Genomic DNA, 8984 nt, shown 5'->3' on the forward strand with positions numbered 1-8984 from the left:
ACGTAGTTGGCGGCATTGCCACCGGCCTTGCGCAGCAGCTCGAGGAAGCGATCCTTGCCCGGCGCGACCGCATCGGGTTCGATCTCCCGCTGCTCGGCTACGTCAGCCACATAGGACTGCCACAGCTGATCCAGCCAGCGCTGGTTCGCCTCTTTGCTCTCGGGGGACATCTCGTCGCGGGTATAGGGCTCGACGAAGGATTTGTAGGTGCCGACCTTGAATACATGCGGGGTGATGTTGAGCTTCTCCAGCGCCGACTTGAAGTAGGTCTGGTAGACACCAAGCCCCTCGATCACCACGGCGCCGCTCTGGTTGAGCAGCACGTGATCGGCGTGGGCCGCCAGCAGGTATTGCCCCTGAGTGTAGAAGTCAGCCATGGCGATCACCGGTTTGCCGCTCTCCCGGAAGGAGTCGATGGCGCTCGCTACCTCCTGCAGTTTGGTGAAGTTGGCTCCCTGCAGCCCTTGCGGCTTGATCACCAGCGCCTTGATGCGCTCGTCATCCTTGGCACTCTTGATGGCCCACAGCAGGTCGGAGAGGACGATCTCGCTCGACTGCTCGTCGCTGCTGTCCATCTGGCGCAGCAGTTGTACGGTGGGATCTGTCTGGGAGCGTTGCTCCACCAGCACGCCGTTGAGATTGAGGGTCAGCGCCCCTTCGATGGGCGCCTTGGGTGCCTCTTTCTGGCTGACGCTGAAGACGATGACCAGCACTACGATGAGAAACAGCAGATTGACCAGCATCAGCCGGGTGAAATTGAGCAGGCGCCACAGGCTGCGGAACAACCAACCCAGACCTTTGAAAATAGACATAGTCGCGTTATCGCCCTGTTAATGGGTAGAGAAGAGCCATTATTAACCAGTTGCGGGCGAAATTGCCATTTCCGACTGGCGGATCCCGTCTATCTTCGTTCAGGGCACGGCTGTTCGCTGAAAAATTGTCCAAACATTTGTTTGAAAAAGAATTTTCGATTCTTTACTCTAGCCTCAGTTTGATAACAAAAAATTAACTGGAGGCATCGTGAGCCGCTATCCGACCCTGCTGACCCCGCTCGACCTTGGTTTTACCCAGCTGCGCAACCGTGTGTTGATGGGATCCATGCATACCGGCCTCGAAGAGGAGAAGGGCGGTTTTGACAAGCTGGCCGCCTTTTATGCCGAGCGCGCCCGCGGTGGCGTTGGCCTTATCGTCACCGGCGGCATTGCCCCCAATCTGCGCGGTCGGCTGGTACCTCACGGCTCCCAGCTGAGCTTTCCCTGGCAGGTGAGCAAGCACAAGAAGGTGACCAGCGCCGTGCATCAGGAGGGGGGCAAGATTGCGCTGCAGATCCTCCATGCCGGCCGTTACGCCTATCATCCGTTCAGTCTGGCGCCGAGTGCCCTCAAGGCACCCATCTCCCCGTTCAAGCCACGCGCCATGAGCGAGCGACAGATCCGCGGCACCATTCGCGACTTCGCGGCTACAGCAGCGCTGGCCAAGGCGGCCGGTTATGACGGCGTCGAGGTGATGGGCTCGGAAGGCTATCTCATCAACCAGTTCATCTGCGAGCGCACCAACAAGCGCACCGATGGCTGGGGCGGCAGCAGCGAAAACCGGATGCGCTTCCCAGTGGAGATTGTTCGTGCCATACGTGAGCGGGTCGGCACCGACTTCATCATTATCTTCCGCCTCTCCATGCTGGATCTGGTGGAGCAAGGCTCGACCCTGGAAGAGGTGATTGCCCTTGGCAAAGCGCTGGAAGCGGTGGGGGTGACCCTCATCAACACCGGCATCGGCTGGCATGAGGCGCGCATTCCGACCATCGCCACCAGCGTGCCGCGCGGCGCCTTCAGCTGGGTCACCGCCGAGCTGAAAAAACACCTCACCGTGCCACTTATTACCACCAACCGGATCAACACTCCGGAGGTGGCCGAGCGGATTCTGGCGGGTGGCGAGGCGGATATGGTCTCCATGGCGCGCCCCTTCCTGGCTGATCCCGAATTTGTCATCAAGGCGGCCGAAAATCGGGCGGACGAGATCAACACCTGCATCGCCTGCAATCAAGCTTGCCTTGACCATGTGTTCAAGCAGAAGCGCGCCTCCTGTCTGGTCAATCCTCGCGCCTGTTTCGAGACCGAGCTGACCTTTGGCCGCGTGCCCCAGCCCAAGAAGCTGGCGGTAGTGGGGGCGGGCCCGGCTGGCCTGGCGTTCGCCTGTTACGCCGCCGAGCGCGGGCATCAGGTGAGCCTGTTCGATCAGGCCAGCGAAATCGGCGGCCAGTTCAACTTCGCCAAGCAGATCCCGGGCAAGGAGGAGTTTCACGAAACCCTGCGCTATTTCGCCAAACGGCTGGAGAAGTGCGGCGTCGAGCTCTATCTGGGCCAGCGCCAGAGTGCCGAGAGCCTGCTCGGCGGTGGTTTTGACGAGGTGATCCTCGCTACCGGTATTCGTCCGCGCACTCCCAATATTCCGGGGATCGAACATCCCAAGGTGATGAGTTATCTCGATGTATTGCGGGATCACAAACCGGTCGGCCAGAAGGTGGCGGTGATCGGTGCCGGCGGCATCGGATTCGATGTGGCCGAATTCCTTGTGGAGAAAAGGGTCGAGAAGAAGGTGGAGACGGATGCCGATGGGCACCGTGATCACTGGCTCAAGGAGTGGGGCATCGACAAACAGCTTGGCGAGCGCGGTGGCCTTACGGTTCCTGAAATCGACGCCCCCGAGCGCCAGATTTGGCTGCTGCAGCGCAAGGAGAGCAAGGTGGGTGACGGACTTGGCAAGACCACCGGCTGGATCCACCGTACCGTGCTCAAGAACCGCAAGGTGCAGATGCTCTCCGGGGTGCAATATCTGGGGATCGATGACGAGGGCTTGCACATTCAGGTGGGCGAGACCAAGCAGTGTCTGCCGGTGGATCAGGTGATCGTCTGCGCCGGGCAGGAGCCCCTTAAAGAGCTGCAGGCCGGGTTGCAGGCGGCAGGCAAGCCGGTGCACATCATCGGCGGAGCCGACGTGGCTGCCGAGCTGGATGCCAAGCGCGCCATCCGGCAAGGGGCCGAGCTGGCTGCGATCATCTAGCCAACTGTGCCCTCTTGTCCTTTATAGTGCGATAAACCCCTGAGCCTCAGGGGTTTTCTTCATTCGGTGCTGTGCTAAGGTAGCGCCATCATTGCCCCAGAGAAGGAATTGCCCATGGATGCCCTCACCCTGTTGCTCAATCGTCACTCCTGTGGCCGTCTCGCCGATCCCGCCCCGAGCGGTGAGGTACTCGACAATATCCTTAAGGCGGGCTTGCGCGCGCCGGATCACGGCACCCTGACCCCCTGGCAGTTCATTCTGTTTGAAGGGGAGGGGCGTGAGCGGCTGGGCAAGCTGCTGGCCGAGGCGGCCCGTGCCCGTGGCGAAGATGAAGAGAGCATCAAGAAGTGCAGCGAAGCGCCGCTGCGGGCGCCCTTGATCGTCGCTGTGGCAACCCGTTATCAGGATCACCCCAAGGTGCCGAAACTGGAGCAGGAGCTCTCTGCCGGTTGTGCCCTGATGGCGATGCAGATGGCGGCGCAGGCGCAGGGCTTCAACGGTATCTGGCGCTCCGGCTGGTTTATCTTCGATGAGCAGATCAACAAGGGATTGGGACTGGCGGCAGAGGATCAGCTGGTGGGTTTCCTCTACCTCGGCACCCCCATGCTGGAAGCGCGTAAACTGCGCGAACTGCCGCTCGATGAGTTTGTCCGCCGTTTCTGACTTTTCGGCCATGTTGCGGTTGAGAGAAGCAAAGCCTCGAGAAATCGGGGCTTTTCTGTTTAACCGTGAATAGTAACCAGAGAAATTGGGGAAAATAAATGGGTCAAAGAGGCTTCGCGCGCCATAGCAGGTAATTATTTAAATAGTGCGATGTACCTCGCAATCCTGTTGTATTTCACTATGTAAAACGTTTGCGCATTCGCTAATATCTCCCTGCCAGTTTAGAAGGGCACTCCTTCTAATTTTTCTGCGATGAGAGTCGCAATTCCGTAGCACCTTTTAACAGCCCAACGTCTTCGTGACATTGGGCTTTATTTTTTTATGGGGTATCGGGGCTGTTGTGAGTTGATGGCGGTATCGGCATACAACCCGGTTGGCTGCCTTATGCCCTGTTTTTGGCTGGCAGGATCCGGGCTGGGTTGCCGACAATCCGAGTACCGGCCGGTACATTTTTGGTGACTACGGCACCCGCGCCGACGATCGCCTCCCGCCCTATGGTGACGCCGGGCAGCAAGATGGCGCCGCCCCCAATCCAGACCTTGTCTTCAATGGTGACCGGCAGCGCCGTCTCTGTGCCCTGAATCCGTTCGTCGGCCTCCAGTGCATGGGCTGCGGTATAGATCTGCACGTTTGGCCCAATCATCACATGGGCGCCGATGCGAATAGGGGCATTGTCCAGCAGGGTCGCCCCCATATTGATGTAGGAGTCCTTGCCCAGGTGGATGTGGCGGCCATAGGTGCAGTAGAGGGGCGGGCAGATAAAGGCGTTCTCTGCCAGTTCGCCAATCAGCTCCGCCAGTAGTGCCCGCTGCTCAGCCTCATCTTCCGCCTGATTGAAACGGCGATAGCGCTGGGCCGCCTCCCGGCGCAACTGGGCCAGCTCGGGTGCCATGCAGTTGTACGGTTGGCTGCTAATCATCTTCTGGTATTCGCTCATGAAGGTTGCTTTCCTTTATCTGTCAGGGATTTGGATATTGGCGCCAATACTGCAGAAGTAACGTGATCACCCACCCGATGTGGGCAGAACCAGGTTGGCAGGTCTGCCTTCGGCAAAGGCCAGCACATTCTCGAACGCCACGCGAAAGTAGAGTTCGTAGCTATTTTGCTCCACATAGCCGAGATGAGGTGTCGCCAATACGTTGGGCAGGCGCAGCAGGGGCTCGTTTTGTAGTGTCGCCGGCTCGATGTCAAATACATCGAGCGCGGCCCGTTTCTCAGGATGGTTACTGAACTCTGCATAGAGGGCGCCCGGCTCGATAAGTTCGGCACGGCTGGTATTGACCAGCAGAGCGTCAACTTTCATGCGGGCCAGGTCTGCTCGGGTAACAGCGCCGCGGGTTGCCTCGCTCAGGCGCAGATGCAGCGTGAGGATATCGGCTTGACTGAAGAGAGCCTCCTTGCTGGAGGCGCAGGCATAGCCATCCAGCTCGGCCTGCCTGCGCGAAGCCTCACAGCCCCATATCAGTACCGACATGCCAAATGCCTTGCCATAGCGGGCGATCCGCTGGCCTATCTTGCCGTAGCCCCAGATGCCGAGCGTCAGCCCATGCAGCGTGCGTTCCAAACCGAGGTCACCAGATTGCTGCCATTGGCCTTGGCTTAACGCCTGGCTGTAAACAGGTATATGGCGGGAGGCTGCCATGATGAGCGCCCAGCAGAGCTCGGCGGGAGCAATAGGGCTGCCAATCCCTTCTGCCACGGCAACGCCGTACTGCTGGCATAGTGTCGGGTCGATATGCTGGCTGACTTTGCCGGTCTGGCTGATGAGTTTAAGGGTGGGAAGCTGTATCAGCAGCTGTTCGTCGATGCGGGTACGCTCGCGGGTCAGCTCCAGTGCTTCCATTCCTTCCTGCAGGGCGGCAAGGCGCGTTGTATCGGGTTCGCTCTGGTTGAGGATGGTGACGTCATGACCCGCCAGCAGGGCAAAGCAGGGGAGGTGGCGCACCTGATCCTGATAGTCATCCAGAATGGCAATCCGCATAAGAAATCCTTCTCGGTTGCGTTGGCTCGGACCGCTATCTTACCGGAATAAAAGGTGTCTGTTGTTTTCAAACGAACACAATCAGAAGGGAGGGCGATCAAGCCCATGTCCACGGACCGGGAAGAGCCCGACAGGCCAAAACAATCAGGGCCCCCGAATGGGAGCCCTGATGGCATGATGTTGGCGTCTATGTTGCCCGCGCTTAGCCGTGCTTGCGGCCGGAGAGGCGGCACCACTCCTCCTTGACGGCGGTCGGGTCCATCTCGAACCACTGGCCGTAGATAGTTTCCAGTTCCGGGGCCTGACTTTCCAGCACGCCGGAGAGGGCCATCAGGCTGCCCGGCTTGCCGTGGCCGGCTATCAGCGGTGCCAGTTCGCGCAGCGGGCCGGCCAGGATGTTGGCAACCACCACGTCCGCTTCGACATCTTGCGGCTGGTCGGCTGGCAGATAGAGCTCAATCTGGTCGGCAACGCCGTTGCGCGCGGCGTTGTCGCGGCTGGCCTGAATGGCTTGCGGGTCGATGTCGATGCCGATGACGCGGGCGGCACCCAGTTTCAGGGCGGCGATGCCGAGAATGCCGGAGCCACAGCCAAAGTCGACCACGGTTTTACCGGCCAGATCCAGCCCGTCCAGCCACTGCAGGCAAAGGGCGGTGGTGGGGTGGGTACCGGTACCGAAGGCCAGACCCGGATCCAGCATGACGTTGACTGCATCGGGGTTCGGCACATCGCGCCAGCTCGGGCAGATCCAGAGGCGCTCGCCAAACTGCATCGGGTGGAAGTGATCCATCCACTCGCGCACCCAATCCTTGTCTTCCAGCTGCTCGACCTTGTAGCCGACATTTTCGCCGAAGATCTGCTGGAAGAAGGCGATGGTGGGGGCCGGATCGGTTTCGGCATCGAACAGACCCATCACTTCGGTCTCGCCCCAGAGCGGGGTTTCACCGGGCATGGGTTCATAGACGGGCACATCCTTGGCATCCATAAAGGTCACCGCCTGGGCTCCACGCCCCAGCAGCATGTTGCTCACCTTGTCTGCGGTCTTGGCAGTGGCGTTGATTCGAATTTGTATCCAGGGCATGGCGTCGACTCTTCATAAATGTGAAACCGCGAGATTCTACCATCATGGGGCAGTGCTGTCGTGGTTTGCCCATGACGTGGAGGGATACGGGGGCTTTTGCCGGATTGGCACGGTTCCTGTATTGCACTATGCAGGCGAAGACGACCGGTTTTCGCTGAACGCTTTGCTCAAGTTCCGTCATCTTTCACTGCCACCCTCGGGTGGCATTTTTTTATCTGCACTTGCTTGCCTGGTAAACAGTCTGCCAGATAAAAAAAGAGCAAGGTTGGCACCTTGCTCAAGGACGGGCTGACGCCGTTTTGGCGCATTCATGCTGCTGTTGGCACGCCAGATGCAAAGACTAATATGTCCTGCATAAGGATATGTGTGTGATTGTTACCCCAATGTTCAGGTATTCAGGCCATTTCTCGCGAAATGGCCTCTTTTTTGGCTGATTGTCGGACGTTGGCCTGCCACAGGCAGTCATGAGTGCCGCTGGTTGTGCCCGTTTGGGGCATCTCCTTGGTTAACTTATCCCATCATGGTGCGTTTGAGGGCCTAGTTGGCAAAGCCGCTCATGTCGATCACCAGCTTGCCTACCATGCGGCCCGCTTCCACCTCGGCATGGGCCTGAGCCAGCGTGACCGGGGTCAGTGACGGGATGGTTCTGGTCAGGGTGGTCTGCAATACCCCTTCATCGACCAGTGCCGCCACCCGGCCGAGCAGGCGGTGCTGTTCGATCATGTCCGGCGTCTGGAACAGGGAGCGGGTGAACATGAACTCCTGGCTGAAGGTGACGCTCTTGCTCTTGAGCAGGGAGAGATCCCACGGCTCGCTTGATTCGGCGATGGTGCAGATATGGCCAAATGGGCGGATCAGCCCTGCCATGGTGGCCCAGTGCTCGGCGGTGGCGTTGGTGCAGAAGATGGCATCGATCTGAGTGATGCCAAGGGCGGTCAGCTCCTCCTGCAACTTGTGGTGGTTTACGACCTGATGGGCGCCCATCTCGAGGCACCACTCGCGGCTCTCGGGGCGGGAGGCGGTAGCAATCACCTCCATACCTGTGAGTTGGCGGGCCAGCTGGATGGCGATGGAGCCCACGCCACCGGCGCCGCCGATGATCAGCAGTTTGCCACGGCTTTCGCGGGTAAGAGCGAAGCGCTCGAACAGGGTCTCCCAGGCGGTGATGGCGGTGAGCGGCAGGGCGGCGGCCTCCACATCGCTCACGCTGGTGGGGGCGATCGCGGCGATACGCTCATCCACCAGTTGCAGTGCGCTGTTGCTGCCCGGGCGGCTGATATCGCCGGCATACCAGACCCGGTCGCCCGCCTTGAACAGGGTGACTTCGCTGCCGGTGGCGATCACTTCACCGACCGCATCCCAACCCAGCACGCGCGGACTGTTTTCGACCTTGGCCTTGGGGGCGCGCACCTTGGTGTCGACCGGATTGATGGAGGTGGCGTTGACCCGCACCAGCAGGTCCCGCGGGCCCGGCGTGGGGTCGGGCAGCTCGGCGGCGATAAAGCAGTCGGGATGGTCACTCGGCAGATAGTGAGTCAGGGCAATGGCTTTCATGGTTATTCCTTTCAAATCGGTGTGTTCGGGATTGCCACTCACTCTAGTCTGGTTAATTATCCTGATTAAGATGGGTAATTGGTAAAGACTGTTTGAATATATGAACAATGTCGATCTGGAGTTGATGGGACTGTTTGCCACCGTGGTGGAGCAGGGGAGCTTTACCCGGGCGGCCGAGCTGATGGGGATGCCGAAATCGTCGGTAAGCCAGAAGATCTCGCGACTCGAAGCTCAGCTCGGCGTGCGGCTGCTGCAGCGCACCACTCGCAGGTTGAGCCTGACCCCGCAGGGGGAGGTCTATGTGGAGCATTGTCAGGGACTGCTGACGCTGGCTCGCAGCGCCAATCTGGCGATGGCAAGGCTGCGATCGGCACCGGCTGGTCGGGTGCGGATCACCGCCCCCGAGGCGACCGGCACCCTGCTGCTTGGCCGGATCCTTGCCGAGTTTCGTGCGCTTTACCCCGAAGTAGTGCTGGAGCTGACCCTGAGTGATGAACAGCTCGATCTGGTGGGGGAGGGTTACGATCTGGCGTTGCGGGCGGCGCCGCTGAAAGACTCCAGCCTCATCTGTCGGCGCATCGGTCAGGTGGCGCGCCATCTGGTGGCGGCGCCCGCCTATTTGGCGACCCACGGCATGCCGCAACA

8 protein-coding genes are annotated in these 8984 nt (G+C 59.9%); 3 read left to right on the forward strand and 5 right to left on the reverse strand.

Annotated elements, in window-relative coordinates; genetic code table 11:
• On the reverse strand, positions 1 to 812 hold an 812-nt coding region (locus tag DBR30_RS21580), incomplete at its 3' end, for a S49 family peptidase (protein ID WP_258224268.1).
• A 208-nt stretch (positions 813 to 1020) separates the two neighbouring features.
• Here DBR30_RS21580 and DBR30_RS03800 point away from each other — a divergent pair.
• Entirely contained in the window at positions 1021 to 3060 is a 2040-nt protein-coding gene (locus DBR30_RS03800) for an NADPH-dependent 2,4-dienoyl-CoA reductase (RefSeq protein ID WP_108542586.1), read from the forward strand.
• A 114-nt stretch (positions 3061 to 3174) separates the two neighbouring features.
• Positions 3175 to 3723 (forward strand): NAD(P)H nitroreductase, encoded by a 549-nt coding sequence (locus tag DBR30_RS03805; protein WP_042080611.1) that lies wholly within the window; start codon positions 3175 to 3177, stop codon positions 3721 to 3723.
• 382 nt (positions 3724 to 4105) lie between these two features.
• Here DBR30_RS03805 and DBR30_RS03810 read toward each other — a convergent pair whose 3' ends face one another.
• The 4 genes from DBR30_RS03810 to DBR30_RS03825 all read right to left on the reverse strand — a co-directional run bounded on the left by DBR30_RS03810 (position 4106) and on the right by DBR30_RS03825 (position 8339).
• Positions 4106 to 4660 (reverse strand): sugar O-acetyltransferase, encoded by a 555-nt coding sequence (locus DBR30_RS03810; protein ID WP_108588191.1) that lies wholly within the window; start codon positions 4658 to 4660, stop codon positions 4106 to 4108.
• A 66-nt stretch (positions 4661 to 4726) separates the two neighbouring features.
• Positions 4727 to 5704 (reverse strand): D-2-hydroxyacid dehydrogenase family protein, encoded by a 978-nt coding sequence (locus DBR30_RS03815; RefSeq protein ID WP_108588192.1) that lies wholly within the window; start codon positions 5702 to 5704, stop codon positions 4727 to 4729.
• A gap of 202 nt (positions 5705 to 5906) precedes the next feature.
• Positions 5907 to 6785, reverse strand: a complete 879-nt coding sequence (prmA, locus tag DBR30_RS03820; protein WP_005349476.1) for a 50S ribosomal protein L11 methyltransferase — start codon at positions 6783 to 6785, stop codon at positions 5907 to 5909.
• Positions 6786 to 7322: 537 nt separating this feature from the next.
• Entirely contained in the window at positions 7323 to 8339 is a 1017-nt protein-coding gene (locus tag DBR30_RS03825; protein ID WP_108588193.1) for a zinc-binding alcohol dehydrogenase family protein, read from the reverse strand.
• 100 nt (positions 8340 to 8439) lie between these two features.
• On the opposite strand from DBR30_RS03825, the gene DBR30_RS03830 reads away from it, so the two are divergent.
• Positions 8440 to 8984, forward strand: a 545-nt coding sequence (locus DBR30_RS03830; RefSeq protein ID WP_181363478.1) for a LysR family transcriptional regulator, incomplete at its 3' end; no start/stop codon positions are given.

Origin of the sequence: Aeromonas sp. HMWF017, assembly GCF_003061465.1 — a bacterium.
GTDB classification, from domain to species: Bacteria; Pseudomonadota; Gammaproteobacteria; order Enterobacterales; family Aeromonadaceae; genus Aeromonas; species Aeromonas veronii.